16 protein-coding genes are annotated in these 16,377 nt (G+C 48.9%); 1 reads left to right on the top strand and 15 read right to left on the bottom strand.

Annotated elements, in window-relative coordinates; genetic code table 11:
* The first annotated feature begins 238 nt into the window (after nt 1-238).
* The gene (locus tag FIT99_RS02575) at nt 239-676 is read left to right on the top strand and encodes a MarR family winged helix-turn-helix transcriptional regulator (protein WP_140002651.1); all 438 of its coding nucleotides are present in this window, start codon (nt 239-241) and stop codon (nt 674-676) included.
* An 81-nt stretch (nt 677-757) separates the two neighbouring features.
* Here the strand turns inward: FIT99_RS02575 and FIT99_RS02570 are convergent, their stop codons facing one another.
* The 15 genes from FIT99_RS02570 to FIT99_RS02495 all read right to left on the bottom strand — a co-directional run bounded on the left by FIT99_RS02570 (nt 758) and on the right by FIT99_RS02495 (nt 16,277).
* On the bottom strand, nt 758-1,000 hold the full coding sequence (locus tag FIT99_RS02570; protein WP_140002650.1) for a hypothetical protein: 243 nt from the start codon (nt 998-1,000) through the stop codon (nt 758-760).
* Between the two features lie 12 nt (nt 1,001-1,012).
* Nucleotides 1,013-1,297, bottom strand: coding sequence for a hypothetical protein (locus tag FIT99_RS02565; protein WP_140002647.1), 285 nt, complete (start codon nt 1,295-1,297; stop codon nt 1,013-1,015).
* Between the two features lie 15 nt (nt 1,298-1,312).
* Nucleotides 1,313-1,522, bottom strand: coding sequence for a hypothetical protein (locus FIT99_RS02560; RefSeq protein ID WP_140002644.1), 210 nt, complete (start codon nt 1,520-1,522; stop codon nt 1,313-1,315).
* Nucleotides 1,523-1,699: 177 nt separating this feature from the next.
* Complete coding sequence (locus tag FIT99_RS02555) at nt 1,700-4,150, bottom strand: putative bifunctional diguanylate cyclase/phosphodiesterase (protein WP_140002641.1); 2,451 nt, start codon at nt 4,148-4,150, stop codon at nt 1,700-1,702.
* Between the two features lie 189 nt (nt 4,151-4,339).
* The gene (locus FIT99_RS12570; RefSeq protein ID WP_140002638.1) at nt 4,340-5,485 is read right to left on the bottom strand and encodes a GGDEF domain-containing protein; all 1,146 of its coding nucleotides are present in this window, start codon (nt 5,483-5,485) and stop codon (nt 4,340-4,342) included.
* A gap of 254 nt (nt 5,486-5,739) precedes the next feature.
* Nucleotides 5,740-6,189, bottom strand: a complete 450-nt coding sequence (locus FIT99_RS02545; RefSeq protein WP_140002636.1) for a YaiI/YqxD family protein — start codon at nt 6,187-6,189, stop codon at nt 5,740-5,742.
* A 1-nt stretch (nt 6,190) separates the two neighbouring features.
* A complete protein-coding gene (locus FIT99_RS02540) occupies nt 6,191-7,678 on the bottom strand; it encodes a DEAD/DEAH box helicase (protein WP_140002633.1) in 1,488 nt (495 codons plus the stop codon).
* Between the two features lie 256 nt (nt 7,679-7,934).
* Complete coding sequence (locus FIT99_RS02535; RefSeq protein WP_140002631.1) at nt 7,935-10,139, bottom strand: OsmC domain/YcaO domain-containing protein; 2,205 nt, start codon at nt 10,137-10,139, stop codon at nt 7,935-7,937.
* Between the two features lie 92 nt (nt 10,140-10,231).
* Nucleotides 10,232-11,134 carry a 23S rRNA (adenine(1618)-N(6))-methyltransferase RlmF gene (gene rlmF, locus FIT99_RS02530; protein WP_140002629.1) on the bottom strand — a complete coding sequence of 301 codons (903 nt, stop codon included), beginning with the start codon at nt 11,132-11,134 and terminating at the stop codon, nt 10,232-10,234.
* A 270-nt stretch (nt 11,135-11,404) separates the two neighbouring features.
* Nucleotides 11,405-12,289, bottom strand: coding sequence for a DUF4394 domain-containing protein (locus tag FIT99_RS12365; RefSeq protein ID WP_189524803.1), 885 nt, complete (start codon nt 12,287-12,289; stop codon nt 11,405-11,407).
* A gap of 214 nt (nt 12,290-12,503) precedes the next feature.
* A complete protein-coding gene (locus FIT99_RS02515) occupies nt 12,504-12,962 on the bottom strand; it encodes a group I truncated hemoglobin (RefSeq protein ID WP_140002628.1) in 459 nt (152 codons plus the stop codon).
* Between the two features lie 18 nt (nt 12,963-12,980).
* Nucleotides 12,981-13,952 (bottom strand): DUF3034 family protein, encoded by a 972-nt coding sequence (locus tag FIT99_RS02510; protein WP_140002627.1) that lies wholly within the window; start codon nt 13,950-13,952, stop codon nt 12,981-12,983.
* A 203-nt stretch (nt 13,953-14,155) separates the two neighbouring features.
* Complete coding sequence (locus FIT99_RS02505) at nt 14,156-15,262, bottom strand: hydrolase (RefSeq protein WP_140002625.1); 1,107 nt, start codon at nt 15,260-15,262, stop codon at nt 14,156-14,158.
* A 20-nt stretch (nt 15,263-15,282) separates the two neighbouring features.
* A complete protein-coding gene (locus tag FIT99_RS02500; RefSeq protein WP_140002624.1) occupies nt 15,283-15,714 on the bottom strand; it encodes a cupin domain-containing protein in 432 nt (143 codons plus the stop codon).
* Nucleotides 15,715-15,728: 14 nt separating this feature from the next.
* Complete coding sequence (locus FIT99_RS02495; RefSeq protein WP_189524773.1) at nt 15,729-16,277, bottom strand: RNA polymerase sigma factor; 549 nt, start codon at nt 16,275-16,277, stop codon at nt 15,729-15,731.
* Between the last annotated feature and the right edge of the window lie 100 nt (nt 16,278-16,377).

The following is a 16,377-nucleotide window of genomic DNA, read 5'->3' as shown; positions in this document are numbered from 1 at the left end:
TGATTCTAGCGCATTTAGATCTTCTAAACGGTTATCGAAGCAAACATTACATTGCCAATTTTTTAGCGCTCCATCAAAGCGTGTGCAAGAAACAGTGCCTAAAAGTGCTGAAATTGCATGGTATGTATCATAACTTATACAAAACCAGCGTTTCTCCTACAAATCACCTATAGACACCCAACCCATTTGATGCTGTAATGCCTGGGATACATATTAATGACAATATAATTCTAAAATCATGACTAACCTATACTTAGAAAACCAATTGTGTTTTTCGCTTTACTCGGCGACCCATGCCCTGTTGCGCTCTTACAAACCGGATCTGGACAAGTTCAATCTCACGTATCCGCAGTATCTGGTGTTGGTTGCATTGTGGCAATACAAACAATTATCCATTAAACAAATTGCCGAAAAACTGATGCTCGAACCCGCGACGATCACACCCGTGGTGAAACGTCTCGAAGTGAAAAAGCTGACCAAACGTACGCGGCAAAAAGATGATGAACGCGTGGTGATTGTGAGCTTAACCGAAGAAGGCTTGGCATTACGAGACAAACTGTCAGAAGTCCAAAAACGGGTCGCTTGTGACACAGGCCTCACTAATACTGCCTTTGACTCACTCAACCAAACATTAGGGACTTTAACCAAAAATGTGACGGCTAAAATCCCAGATTAAGCCACTAGACATTTAAAAAGGCTGTGATCGAGAGATCACAGCCTTTTTTGTTTGGCGCATCGTCTGCGATAAAACGAGCACTTAATCCGGCATATTTAATTGACGCATAAACGCCCGAAACGAGCCTCTGGTCGCATGCAATGCCTCTAATTTAGTGACGGAGCTATCCAAAGCGTCACGCATTAACATTAACGCATCCTCATCTAACCGTAGACTCATGGCCCCGAGTTCAAGCTCAATCGTGCGATGCGATTCGCAATAATGTACGCGAAATCCGGCCTGGCCAGATAACAGGATTTTTTTACACACAGACGCTTCACTCATACTGATCTCCTATCATTTAGTGGTTTTTATATTGTCGGCGACGGGGGTAAGCTGCGCATGTTCGTTGACCAACAATGTCCATTGCACGCACAGCCTGCGCGAAACCCTGCAGATGAGGTCTGATTCCGCATATTCAGGCAACATAAGCGTTTCGGCCAACTGCAATGCTTGCCTTGCCAAGTCATGGCTGGGTTTTTTAATGTATAAGGTCGCGACATACAATAAGGACGCCATCACAGATTCAGCGTCCGGCAAATTGGGGTCCACCCCGATGGCATGGAGAGGCAATGTGTTCATGGTGATCTCCCCTGATTAAACACTGAACGCAGTGTTGGTTTGCATCACGATGCGGGCCGCCGCCTTGCGTAGCATTTCATGCATCATGATGAAATGATCGGCCTCAAACGTCAGTGTCGTGCCCCCGACCTCCAACGCAACAGTGTCTGATGAGGGGTGGTAAAGCACCTGACAAGCAGTTTTTCCTGCCAACATCGTTTTCGCCATGACCGTTTGACGTTTCATTGTGGATCTCCTTAGCACACTCGTTGATAAATGATAATAATTATCATTTACAATGTCAAGCGATCATCGGTTTTCGGCAGCGCTATCGTTGTGTGTCGCGTAAACACCGTGGCTGCCTGCGCTGACGCAATAGCGTAGGCGTGCGGCAGGCATACAAATCAGACGAGCAAGATGGGATTAGGGATTGTAAGTGAGCAAGAATGCGGTGGCAGCATCACTGTGCATGGGTTTACTGAGCAAGTAGCCTTGCATCTCGTCGCACCCTTGCGCCAATAAGAAGGCTTTTTGTACAGGCGTCTCAACCCCTTCGGCAATGGTCTTCATGCCCAAGCTGCGGGCAAGTTGAATGATGGCAATGACAATCGCCTGGTCTTCATCATTGCTAGTGACCTCTCTGACAAAGGTCTGGTCGATCTTAAGCTTATAAACTTTGAATTTTTTCAGATAATTTAAGGAGGAATAGCCCGTACCAAAATCATCGATCGATAGCCGCACACCCAGCGCATAAAGTGCGTCCATCATGGCAACCGCACCCTCGGGATTCTCTAAGGCAACCCCTTCTGTGAGTTCTAACTCTAGACATTCTGGCGTCACTTGATAACGTTCCAAAAAGCCTTTCACCAGCGCAGGCAATTTAGGATCGCGAAACTGGATACTGGACAAATTAACCGAGACAGAGAGGCCTTGAATGCCCGCTACTTTCCAGGCTTGAATCTGTTGGCAAGCTTGCTCTAAGACCCAGTTACCGATGGAAATAATCAAGCCGCTGGACTCGGCGAGCGGGATAAATTCTGCCGGTGAGATAAAGCCCAATTGCGGGTGCTGCCAGCGTAGCAAGGCCTCCACACCGATTAATTGACCTGAGTCGAGTGCCACTTGCGGTTGATAATAAACAGCTAATTGATCGAGTGCGATGGCATGACGTAAAGCATTGACTAGTTGCAAATTGCGTGCAGTTTGCACCTGCATGTGTGTACTGAAAAACCGATAGCTGTTACGGCTCTCTTTTTTGGTCCGATACATGGCCACATCCGCATTGCGTTGCAGGCTCTCCATGTCTAAGCCGTCATCCGGATAAATGGCCACACCGACCGACGCGGTCACATTCAGCTCATATTGATCGATCACAAAAGGTTGCTCAACCGCTTTTAACAGCCGCTCGACCAACTCTTTAGCCACTGCATGGTCTGCTTCAGCCAGCAAAAAGACAAACTCATCGCCACCCAACCTACACACCGTATCCTCGGACCGCACCAAGCGTTGAAAACGTTTGGTCAAAGCGATGAGTAAATTATCCCCATAACGATGACCGAGGCTGTCATTGACGTCTTTGAAATGATCGAGATCTAAAAACATCAATGCAAATTGCCCATCGCGCGCCCAGGCTTTTTCAATCTCGACGATCACCCGCTCATTGAGCAAATTTCGATTAGGTAGGCCGGTCAGTGCATCATAATTGGCCAAAAAGCGAATACGTTCTTCCGCTTCACGGCGGTGCGTAATATCGCGAATAAAGGCGCTGTAGCAATGTTCATCATCACGCGCAATTTCAACAATCGTCAGTTCGATCGGGAACTCGCTGCCATCTCGACGCAAGGCAGACATTTCGATCAGCCGACCCAGTAACTTCGATTGCCCGGTCTGCTGCAAGCGCTGCATGCCTTGATGGTGCGCATCGCGATAGGCTGGCGGGACAATCACCTCCCCCAACGGTTGCCCAAGCACTTCCGCACGCGCGTAACCAAACATCTGGGCTGCCGCTTGATTCCACTCCACAATCAAGCCTTGCATATCAATATTGATAATGGCATCCAACGCATGTTCGAGCACCAGTTGCGCACGCTGTTCACTTACCTGCAAGTGCGATTGAAACAACTGTCGTTGTGCCTGCACCTCAAAGCGATCGAGGGCAAAATCAATGTTGGCAACCATGCCTTCAATCAGGTGTTGAATCTCAGGATCAAACGCCTTGCCATCAGCGGCATACATCGATAAGCAACCGATCACCTTGCCCTCCGTATGCAAGGGTAAAAAAGCCGCAGCTTTCCAGGAATATTGCTTAGCTTTGTCATGCCAACGCGCGCTCAACGGGTTGGTTTGAAAGTCAGGCAACCAATAGGGCTGATCGGAGGACATACTTAAGCCGCATGGGCCTCTGCCATTGGGTGTGTCGGGGTCGGCCGAAATCTGAATTTCATCTAAATAATGGGTGCCTGAGCCAAACGCGCTGGTCACCATCAGCTGTTTGCTGTCTAGCTCGATCTCGCCAATCCAGGCCATGTTGGCATGGCCAAAATTGACAATCATTTCGCAGATTTGTGCATATAACGTTTGCTTATCCGGGCTCTGTACAATGGCCTGATTACACTCGCTCAAAGCCAAATAAAGCTGCTCCAGTTGTAGATGCTGCTGCTGGGCCGAGCGCGTTTGCTGGTGCCAGACGAGCCAACCAGAAATTGCCCCCATCACCATGCTTAAAATAAAGACCACTAGCACCCACGGATCGGCCGCGCTTAGCAAGCCAGATGGGATCAGAATGAGACAAATGCATAGGACAAACAAAGCCATCAGCCACAAACGCCTGATCAGTTTGGCCCGCCCTGCAGATGTGTTTGGTTGTGCAGACATGGATTAATCGCTTAAAGCCCCCGTCTACTACTTTAAGGGATGCGAATAAAATCAAATTCGCAAATAGCTGTATAAATGCCCGGCAAATTCAATCGTTTAAGTGGCTAAACGAATGATTGACGCGGGTAAGGCAGGGCACTTTTCAAACAAGCGCCCGCGCAACTAAAACAGCCGCGCCGCCTGCAACACTTAAGGTGCCCAACAAATTTGACCGCAACCGAGTAATTTGGCTTGATACATGGCCTTGTCTGCCGCTGCCAATGTTTGCGCTATCGTTTCGCCTGATTGACAAAGCGTCAAACCAATCGATGTCCCCAAGGGACACACCGCATCACGAATCTGAAATGGCAGCTCAAACGCCATCAGGCACTTTTGCGCGACAATCTCTACCGCGGCATTCGCCTGTTCTGGCAAATCAGACAATACAATCACAAATTCGTCCCCGCCAACTCTTGCTAGGGTGTCACCGCCGCGAATCACCTGACTTAAGCGCGCAGCGACTTCAACCAATGCCAAATCGCCGGCATCATGGCCCCACTGATCATTCACTGCTTTAAAGCCATCTAAGTCAAGATATAACAGCGCAGTGGTGGTTTTTTTAAGTTGCCCCAATTCAATGGCTTGTTGTAAACGCAACGATAACAATTTTCGGTTTGGCAAACCAGTCAGCGTATCATGATGGGCCAAATGATTAAGCTCTTGATTCTGTATAGAAATCTGATGATAAGCATCCTTTAGAGAGCCAATCAAATCTTCGTTCTCAAAACCAATGCGCGTCGCTTGTCGCAATGACTGGTTAAAACGGTAAATGACCCCTATCATTAAAATATAAAAAATAACACTGAAGACCGCCATAATGAAGCTGGTTAAGTTTTCACTAAAAGAAAACACCAGCACGATCGGCAACATCGCTGGCAAACTAAATGCAAAAAACGCCGGGGTAAACGAGGCCATGGTCACCACACCGCCCATCACCATCGCCTGAATCGCTGTAACGACCATAATCACGGTCAACGGTGACGCATCCACCACCAACCACCCTAAGGCGCCCCAAGCAAACCCAGAAAGCGCCAAGGTCAAACAATACCGATACGCCAACGCATGATGAAACCCTTTTTTGGCCAATTGTTTTTGGCAGCGTCTAAGAAAAAAAACACGTATACCAATGACCAAATAAACCACAAGACACCATAAAACAAACAAATGGCCTTTTGCAGAACCAAGCTGAGACAGCGTGATCAACAAACCACCAAACGCACTGCCAATCAGCGGGATGCGTGCACCCGACAACAGCTGACGAAACAACGCCTCATCAATACGAGATTGCAAACTCATTAATGCATGACCTCTTATTTTTATTGTGATAACTAGTTTTGTGGCAACGCTTTTTGAATGATGCTAATACAAGGCTTTAGAAATAACCAGATAGATCAGAAGGGTTTTCAATTCATTACAATCCAAAGGCGCGCACAAGGTGTATGAATCGCAGAGGCCTTGGCGACGCATCAACAAAAACGGCTGGCATCGCTGCCAACCGTTTGTATGCATACCCCAGAGATGTCACGCCAGCACAGTGCGTGCAGCATGCACTAGCTTTTGTGCTGCGCTAAAAATTGATCAAGTTGCGCAGCAAAACGATGGCGATCAGCGGCTTGCATGGCGCTGGGGCCACCTGTCTCTACACCGCTCTCACGCAGCGACGCCATGAAGTCACGCACGGATAAACATGCTTTGATATTTTCGGGCGAATAAAACTCACCACGCGGGTTGAGTGCATGGCCGCCTTTGTCGATGACCTGTGACGCGAGTGGAATATCGGCAGTAATCACCAAATCACCTGCCACCAACGCCGCCACAATTGCGTCATCAGCAACATCGAAGCCTTGAGCGACCTGCATCGCCCGTAAATGCGGCGAAGGCGGTAAGCGCAACCACTGGTTTGCGACAAAGGTGGTGGTAATCGCAGAGCGGTCGGCCGCACGAAACAAGATCTCTTTGATCACGACCGGACACGCGTCTGCATCCACCCAAATTTGCATGTTAGCCCCGTTTTGGCGCGGCTTGCTGGCCCTGTCTACCCGAAGCATTGCCGCCCGGACGCGCACTAAACAAGGCACCTTGTGGCTTGTTAGCGTGTGGTGATTTAGCCGCGCCCTGACGTGTTTGCGCTGGGGCTTGGTTGGTTTGACCCGACTTAGGCTGGGCAGGCTTGCCTGCTGCTGGTCGTTGACCACGTGGTGCGTTTGCCGGCTGCGCCTGCTTAGCGGCTGGCCGCGCTTGTGCCGGCTTATGTTGCGTTGCCTGACGCTGACGTCCGTTCTGTTGCACGCGCGCAGGCCGCTCTGGTTCTTCGCTGTTTTTTGCCGGCGGCACAAAGCCTTCCACTTGTACTCGCGGGATTTCGCGCTTGATCAGTTTTTCAATGTCTTTAAGCATCCCCAGCTCTTCGCGATCCACTAACGAAATCGCAGCGCCGGTCGCCCCGGCCCGACCGGTACGGCCAATCCGATGCACATAATCTTCGGGCACATTCGGCAATTCAAAGTTGACCACTTGCGGCAGTTGATCAATATCCAAGCCCCTGGCTGCGATATCAGTGGCAACCAGCGCCGGAATCGTGCCCGCTTTAAACTGAGCAAGTGCGGCGGTACGTGCATTCTGGCTTTTGTTGCCATGAATGGCCATCGCTGGGATGCCATCTTTGACCAGTTTTTCAGCCAATCGGTTAGCGCCATGCTTGGTCCGGGTAAAAATCAGCACTTGTTGCCAATCATGGTGTTTAATCAAATAACTGACCATTTCGCGTTTATGCGCTTGTGGCACCATGTGCACGCTTTGTTCGATTAAGGCATTCGATGTGTTGCGGCGAGCCACCTCGACCAAGTCCGGGCTGTTGAGTAAATTATCCGCCAATCGTTTAATGTCATCCGAAAAGGTCGCGGAAAACAACAGGTTTTGCCGTTTTTTAGGCAACATGGCCAACACTTTTTTGATGTCATGAATAAAGCCCATGTCGAGCATGCGGTCAGCCTCATCGAGCACCAGGATTTCAATGGCAGACAAGTCGAGTGCTTTTTGTTGCACCAGATCGAGCAAGCGGCCGGGGGTGGCAACCAAAATATCCAGCGGTTTACTCAAACGATTGATTTGCGGATTAATCCCCACACCACCAAACACCACCATACTTTTCAGCGGCAGATATTTGCCATAAGTGGTGACAGACTCGCCAATTTGCGCCGCTAGTTCACGGGTAGGCGAAAGAATCAAACACCGCGGCTTGCCTTTGACCGCATGTGCGAGCGGTTTCTCAGACAAACGGTGCAAAATAGGCAAAGTAAACCCAGCCGTTTTACCAGTGCCGGTTTGCGCGCCGGCCAACAAATCGCCGCCGCGTAGCACGTATGGAATCGCCTGTGCCTGAATCGGCGTGGGTGAGGTATAACCGGCATCGGCAATTGCGCGCAACACAGGCGCGCACAAATTTAAATCAGCAAACGTAATGTTTACAATGGGAGTTTCTAAGGACAAGGTATTCAACTTTATAGAGATTGCATGGCATTGCCATACAACATATTCAATAGGCGCTGGTCTGTTGCCACCGGCAACACCAATCTGGACTAACGAGATAACTGCTTGAGGTATTTCTGAACCGCTGCGTTGATTGGTAGAGCACAGGGTGAATCCATTATACCCGCGATTGCCAATTTTCTAATAGATTGAATATATTTAGATTTTCATCGCAGTTCGCGGCCATCCCGCCCATCAGCAAGATGGCCGCAACACGCTAACTGCCCTGCGTCACCGCTTTTGCGCGCGCAGCATGCAGCTTTTTATAACTGTCGATCAAGCGCTGATGTCGCTCTAAACCCTCTAGTTGCATACTGGTCGGCGTCAAGCCATAAAAGCGCACATCACCATCCACCGAGCCAATCACCGCATCCATCTGCGCATCGCCAAACATCCTGCGCAAGTTCACTTCATAATCCTCCAGCGCGAGGGTGTCGTCCAACTGCACTTCGAGCACCACATTTAACGCTTGATAAAACAAACCGCGCGCCAAGGTGTTGTCGTTGTATTGCAAAAAGGCACCCACCAGATCCAACGCCTCTTCAAACTGCTGCAAGGCCAGATGGATTAATAACTTGAGTTCCAGCACGGTAAGCTGGCCCCAGACGGTGTTTTCATCAAACTGAATGCCGATCAAGGTGCCGATATCACCGTAATCATCCAGCTCGTTATGCTCCAATCGGTCCAGCAACGCTTCGAGGCTGGCATCGTCCAACGAATGTAAATTCAAAATATCTTCACGGAACAACAATGCTTTATTGGTGTTATCCCACACCAGATCTTCCACTGGATAAATTTCGGAATAATCCGGCACCAGAATGCGGCAAGCGGTTGCCCCCAATTGATCGTACACGGCCACATAGGCCTCTTTACCCAACGCAGCCAACAGGCCAAACAGGGTGGCGGCTTCGTCGGCATTGGCGTGCGCGCCTTTGCCAGAAAAATCCCATTCAACAAACGCGTAATCTGCTTTGGCGCTAAAAAAACGCCAAGACACGATGCCGCTCGAATCAATAAAGTGTTCGACAAAGTTGTTTGGTTCAGTCACTGCCTCACTGGCAAATGTGGGTTGCGGCAAATCGTTGAGTCCCTCAAAACTACGGCCTTGCAACAGCTCCGTCAGACTGCGCTCGAGTGCGACCTCTAGTGAAGGGTGGGCGCCAAACGAGGCAAAGACCCCGCCGGTGCGCGGGTTCATCAAGGTGACGCACATCACCGGGTACTGCCCGCCCAGCGAGGCATCTTTTACCAACACGGGAAAACCCTGCGCTTGCAATCCCTCAATGCCCGCAACAATCCCCGGATATTTCGCTAGCACCTCTGCCGGCACCTCTGGCAAAGCCATTTCGCTTTCGATAATTTGACGTTTGACTGCGCGCTCAAAAATTTCTGACAAACATTGCACCTGCGCCTCAGCCAAGGTATTGCCAGCACTCATGCCATTGCTTACAAACAGATTTTCAACCAGATTCGATGGAAAATACACCTGCGCGCCATCAGACTGCCGCACAAATGGTAACGCGCAAATACCACGTTCGCTGTTTCCGCTATTGGTATCGATTAAATGTGAGGCGCGGAGCTCGCCATCCGGGTTATAAATGCCCAGGCAATAATCATCCAAGATCTCTTTTGGCAAGGCATCTTTACGGCCAGGTTTAAACCAACGCTCATTGGGGTAATGCACAAAATCAGCTTGCGCGATGTCTTGGCCCCAATACGCGCCCGCATAAAAGTGATTGTTGCTCAGGCGCTCGATATATTCGCCCAGCGCCGAGGCCAATGCACTTTCTTTACTGGCGCCCTTGCCGTTGGTAAAGCACATCGGCGAATGCGCATCCCGAATATGCAGCGACCACACATTCGGCACAATATTGCGCCAAGAAGCGATTTCAATCTTGATGCCCAAGCCCGCCAGCAAAGCCGTCATATTGGCGATGGTTTGCTCCAACGGCAAATCTTTGCCAGTGATGTATGTCAACGCATCGGCAGCACCACTGACAGTTAATAAGGCCTGCGCATCTTCATCTAGATTAGCGACTTGCTCAATGACAAAGTCTGGCCCGGCCTGCACCACCTTTTTTACCGTACAGCGATCAATCGAGCGCAGAATCCCAGTGCGGTCTTTTTCAGAAATCTCCGCTGGCAACTCGATCTGAATCTTAAAAATCTGTTTGTACCGATCGTCAGGATCAACAATATTGTTATGTGACAGGCGGATATTGTCGGTCGGAATATTGCGCGTACTGCAATACAACTTTACAAAATAAGCGGCACACAAGGCCGATGAAGCCAAAAAGTAATCAAATGGCCCGGGCGCCGAGCCATCGCCTTTATACCGAATCGGCTGATCAGCAATCACCGTGAAGTCGTCGAACTTGGCCTCCAAACGGAGTTTATCGAGAAAGTTGACTTTAATTTCCATAGGGGACGGTCCAAGCGGCTGCAAACAATATTGAGGGCGCTATTATCGCTCAACCGTGCAATGTCGCCTAAAGATAAATGCCAAGCTGCTGATTAAACGCGCTTTTTAGCAGTCAGTGCCTGAAATGACCAAGCCACAAAACGACTTTGTTTCTGCCCTTGTGCCATCTCTACAGTGGTCACGTGCACCGCTTGCACCCGCTTTAATGCGCGATAAACCAACGACAGATTGCTTGCCTTAGACACCAGCGTGGTAAACCATACACACTGGTGCGCAAACTGCTTACTTTCATGGATCATGCTGGTTAAAAAGGCAGCTTCCCCCCCGGTATACACCAGCTCGTTAGACTGACCGCCAAAATTGAGCGTGTGCGCTGGCGGTTTACCTAATCCGCGCCATTTACGTTGCGACCCGGCTTGCGCCTCAGCGGCCGATGCATGAAAAGGCGGGTTGCACATGGTGAGCGTAAACAACTCTCCCGGCAAGATGACGCCCTTAAACATACAAGCCGGATTAGACTGTTGGCGCACACACAGTTGCGGCTGCAAGCCGTTCTCATCGATGATGTTCTGCGCATTGCGTAAAGCGTTGGCATCAATATCTACTCCCACACACTGCCAACCATAGGTGTGCGCCGCAATCAGCGGATATACCAAATTGGCGCCCGTGCCAATGTCCAACAAGCGCACTTGCGGCCCCTGATCACCCAATAAATCTGCCAGATAATGCACATAATCGGCCCGTCCAGGGATAGGCGGACACAAATAATCGGCCGGAATATCCCACACCGCCACCCCGTAATACTGCTTTAGCAACGCCTGATTCAGGGCCTTGACCGCCTTTGGCTGTGAAAAATCGATTGATGCATCGCCATAGGCATTCGGCCGCACATAAGCCGCTAAGGCTGGGTGCGTCTGCATCAGCACAGCAAAATCATAACCAGCACGATGCAGATTTCGCGGATGTAAAGTCGAGGCGGATTGGTCAGGCTTCATGTTAGGCGGGGGCAGGTCACACGGTAAAAGATGAAAAGTGGGCTGCATCAACTGCTTACCACCCTCGGTTTATCCCCATTATTACGGCTTAAGCGCTGCAAGTAAATGGGCGCCGTCAAACATACACGGCATGTGCGTAGACGCTACGCACCTTACATTCAACTGGCAAAGCGAACACAAACGCGCAGAGGAACCGCATACAAAAAGGCCGATGTTTATGCAACATCGGCCTTTGCTTACTTTAGCGCAGTATTGTTTACTGCGTTCTTTTTAAGCTTGACGCTTTTGACGTCTTGCCGCACCGGCCATCAGACCTAAACCAAGCAATACCATGGCATAGCTCGCTGGTTCAGGTACCGCTGCAACGCCTGTCAGACCATTGAACGTCCCATCCAGCGTCGTGACATAAGTCGCTGCGCCTGTGGTCAGATTGATGGAGAACAACTGTGTATCTAAGGTGCCATCATCTAAGTTAAACAAAGCATAAGCCTTGCCGTTGCCCAGAATATCAAAGCCACCCGCGGAGAGTGCATTCACACCCAGTGAACCAACCATCTGGATGCCACCCACTGCTGCTGGGTTGTTAAAGGTAGAAGCCAAAAACTGTAGCGAATCACTATTGGTGTTTACATAATACAAACCAGTGCTGGTTGGCGGTACACCTGGGATAGAATTGATATACGAAACTGCGGTGTAACCACTGCCAATGTTCGCACCAGCCGTGTTACCTACTACGCCTGTATTCACGTTCACTGCATAGTTGTTGCCAGCACCAGTAATCACACGCAGGGATGGGCTACCCATAAAATCTGCTTGCGGGTTAAAGTCCAATGCGACAGACTGCCCCGTCAGAGAAGCCCCAGTGAGGGTGCTCTTAAACGTTGCCGCACCGGTGGTGGTGTCTAGCGTATACACTCTGTTCTGGCTTGTAAGGCCATATACCAAGCCATCTGTCGGTCTCAGATCAACACCAAGCAAGCGCTCACCGGCAGACAAGCCAGAAATATCGATATAAGAAACCGCGCCCAGATTCAATGAATCGATCACAGCAATCTTGCTACTGTTAAATCCATACAATGTATCCGCATTTACCTGAGCAGCGCCCATCAGCAAACTTGCAGCGAATACCGAACGATAAAAATAGCCAATCTTCATGTTAACCTCTCTTCAAAATTTCAATTAAGTTATTAAAATGAACTACAAAAAATTGCGCGCTGGGCAAGCCTTTTATAGCAACCAAACCCAGCGTCACAACTAACGCTCCCCATTAACAACTACAACACAAGCCGTTGTTATTTAATATCCCTCAACGGTTGATAACTGCCTTGCATTGTCAACTTGCTTACTTCAATACTGATTATCGCGCGCACTATTTCTCTTCAATCACCCTGTACATGGGCGCTAACTTCGCGAGCAACTTATTCTGCGCACGGAAAGGCACGTTATGTTTTTCCATTGCGACCTGAAAGTTTTCTACCAGCGCATTGAAAGCAGAGCGATTTATTTTGAGACCAGCGTGTGACGATTTCATGTCACGACCGGGATAGCTACAGCCGCCGTTCATCAGTTCACACATTTGCTCAACCAGCATGGCCTTGATGTACGTTTGCTTCTCATTATCGAAATACGGCTTTGTTCTCGGATCTGCGACCAAATTCACCATAAAGTCATCCATGATGGAGACGAGCCCTGGCTTGCCGCCAAAGTCTTGGAAGGTTTCATTGGTCTCCATCGGTGTATTGCCTAAATTTGGGCTGGTTTCGGCAAAGCTTGATGACGACACGATCGCCAACAAAATAATGATTAAGAATTTAAAAATGTTGTTCATTTGGATGTGCCTTTAAGATTAAAAACCGAACTGTGCAGAGAGATAGACGCCTTCTTGGTCACCATAATTGGCGCCCACAGGGGCAACGGTGGCAATGTTTCCTAGATTCACATAGGCCAACGTCAACGCGACGTTCTTTGTTGGCGCATAGGCCACAAAAATATCAAACGCATCTTCTTCCTTCAGGTCCACCACATTTTGGCCACCAAAGAGCGCAGCATTGGCAGGGCTACGTAAATTGTTGGGTTTCATGCGATATTCCGCACCAATCGCCAGTTTTTTATTAATCAAATATGCGCCAGAAAGCTCTAATTGCGGCGTGTAGTTGTCGTCTTTTGCACCGCCAAAGCCTAACAAGCCAAATTGATTCGCTTTGGTCAGACGCAAGGTCGCGTTCGCCAAAAAGCTTTGATCCAAAAATAGTTTTGTCGCAGCCACATAGAAATCGACACCCTCAGCACTCTTGGCGCCGATGACCGCACTTTTGATGAATTTTTCGTCGTGGTTTCTTTTGTATTGCGCACCAATCGCCACTTGCGGCATCCAGGTATCTGCATCCAGCACCGCCTCACCAAACACCCGCAGCTTGGCACCAATAATGGTTTGATCCAGCGTATCTCGGCCAATCACATCGGCGCCTAAGCCACTGGCAACCTTGTTTCTTAAGTTACCAATGTCGAACTTCTGCTCCGCAATCGAGAGCTCAAAACGATCATAAAAACCGACCGTGATGCCGTAACTGTCTAGCTTGTAATCCCCGGTTTTTGCATAGGTGTAATGCACATTGGCGCCGATTTCATCGTTGGTGCCATAGCCCCCGATCACCGCCCATGGCGTTAAACCACCGCCCGCTGCACCCTCAACCTGTGACACGCCACCTGTCAGCAACAGCTTATTGCTGGTGGTGACCTCGGCCATGACCGCGGTTGATAGCCAACCACTGGAGATCAATACACCAAGTACTATTTTTTTTGATAATGAAAGCTGCATTACATACACCCTATTTTCGTTTACTAGAAACATCTCTCATCACATATACGTAATGGATTTGAAAATGGATGCACTTCAGATGCAATCAATGACGCTATGGGCAAAAATAAATGCAACTATTTGCCTGATGCGCGGGTTTGCGTGGGTGGATGCACCACCGACGATTGGAGTCAACGAGAGGAGTTTAAGCGCTTGATGCGCGCTTATTGATACAGCGCAGCAGGGTGAAATTGAATCAGCTGATCAACCAAAGCATCGAGTTGCACATGCTCGGTGTTGTCAAAAAATTGGAAAATGCGCGCCGCCAGCCACGGCGAAGCTTGATCAGTCTTGCCATAAAAGCCGGCATGTCCGCCCTCAGCCTGATAATCTAGCTGCACCGCGCTGGAGACTTCTGTTTCAGACGGTAAGGTATCAAATGGCACAAACGGATCATTCTTCGCATTTAAAATAAGGGTCTCAGTTTGTATCGAGCGTAGCCACGGTTTAGAGGCGTTGACATCATAGTATTCGTCGGCATTTTTGGTTCCGAACAACACCGAGGTCACCGCGTTATCCATGTCTTGCACGCTCCGGGCGGTCTGAATGCGGCTAGCGTCTAAATAATCCGGAAATCGCTCCGCCATTTGCAACGCTTTTGGTTTCATCGTGGCCACAAAGTGTTTACTGTATATGAGGTAATTCAACCCTGTATCCAAACTGTGCGCTGTCTCTTTCAACGCAATGGGGGCTGAAATGGCCGCCGCCGCTTTCACCAGGCGACGCGCATTTTCTGGGTATTGGCCCAGCCACTTTAATAGTGCGTTCCCACCCAACGATACACCAGCCGCATAAATCACGTTGTCGGGTAATTTTTGATGAATGATTGAAATAAACGTGTTGATCTCATCTGCATCGCCGGCATAGTACACACGTGGCAATCGATTCGGCTCGCCCGAACAGCCACGAAAATGCACCACCACGCCTAGCCAACCGCGTTGCTTGGCCGCAGCCATCAGCACCCGGGCATAATGGCTTTGAGAGGTTCCCTCTAGGCCGTGAAACAGCACCAGCACAGGCTTGGGTTGCGCTTTGTCCAAACGTGCAGGCGATTCGGTCCAGTCCACATCCACAAAATCCCCATCCGGCAACTCCCAACGCTCCCGCACATAGGTCTGCTTGGCCACTTGCGGAAAAAGCGACGGAATAATCGTCTGCAAGTGCCCGCCCAGTTGCCATATCGGCGCTTTGAAATCGTTGTTTGCAAAGGAGGTAGATGCCGATAACAAGGTGGATGCAGTCATGATCAGAATAGAATAAAGAACGTTCATTTTTATTAGTTGCTCACGTTTCAATAAGTCTTAATCAACAGCGTGCACCCTTGTTCAGTACGAATCTCTTTATGAAACGTTCCCGCACCGGCAAAGTGAAAATCCCCATTTTTACAATGCACGCCATCTAGCCAAGCCTCACCATCCACCACAAATGTTTCTTCATTTTTTTGATGGTCGTGGTACGGAATAATGGTGTTTTGGTCGAGCTTCAACAAAAATGATTTACTTTTGGCATCGCTTTTCAATATTTTGATGTGTATGCCTTGCTTAAATGATTTCCAATTGCCCTGCTCTTCAAAAACAAAAAACTGTGCACCACGGCTTTGCGCAACGCGTTGCATCAATTTCGTTTTAATACGCTCTTTAACAGAGGCCGCAGGCGTCACCACGGGCGTCGCCTCAAACAGCTCAAGAAACAAATCAAATTCTAAAGACTCAGGTTTGTTCATCTTTATATCTTTATTCAAAACTGTTCACCTTTGAGTTTCTCTCTTAATAATTTTTGTGCTCTATTAATCGTTGATTTCACCGAGCCAAGCGGCATATTCATCACATCAGAAATTTCTTGATGCGTTAATCCATAATAAAAAACATGGTGTAATAACTGCCTTTGCAAGGGTTTGATTTCTGATAAGGCTTTAACCACCGCCAACGATTCTTGCTTGCCCTGTAATCTATCGTCTGCTGGCAAATCGGTAGACTCTATCGCCCACTCGAAATCGACCACCATCTCAGGGATGGCATTGAGCTTTCTCACCGCATCAATGGCGCGAGAACGACAAATAATCAACATCCAGTTATTTAAGGGACACTTGTTAAAATCGTAACGGTAAATTTCTTGCCACACTTGATAATACGTATCTTCAACCACCTCTTCAGCAGTACTAGGATCCTTGGTAATCTTCAACGCCAAACCATAGACTTTGCTAAAAGTAGCTTCATACAATTCGTTAAAAGCATCCTCATCCCTATCTATTATTCGAGCGATTAAATCCTCGATATCATCTATCACAATGCATTCCAAGCTTCTTTTTCAAATTGATATTTGATTATTCATTAAATACGTCACATTTCTGTGATTAGATGCACATTTCATAAAATATATATGCGAT

This window comes from Methylophilus medardicus, assembly GCF_006363955.1.
Taxonomy (GTDB): Bacteria; Pseudomonadota; Gammaproteobacteria; order Burkholderiales; family Methylophilaceae; genus Methylophilus; species Methylophilus medardensis.
Note: the sequence above shows the minus strand (reverse complement) of the source record. Positions and strands in the feature narration are given on the sequence as shown.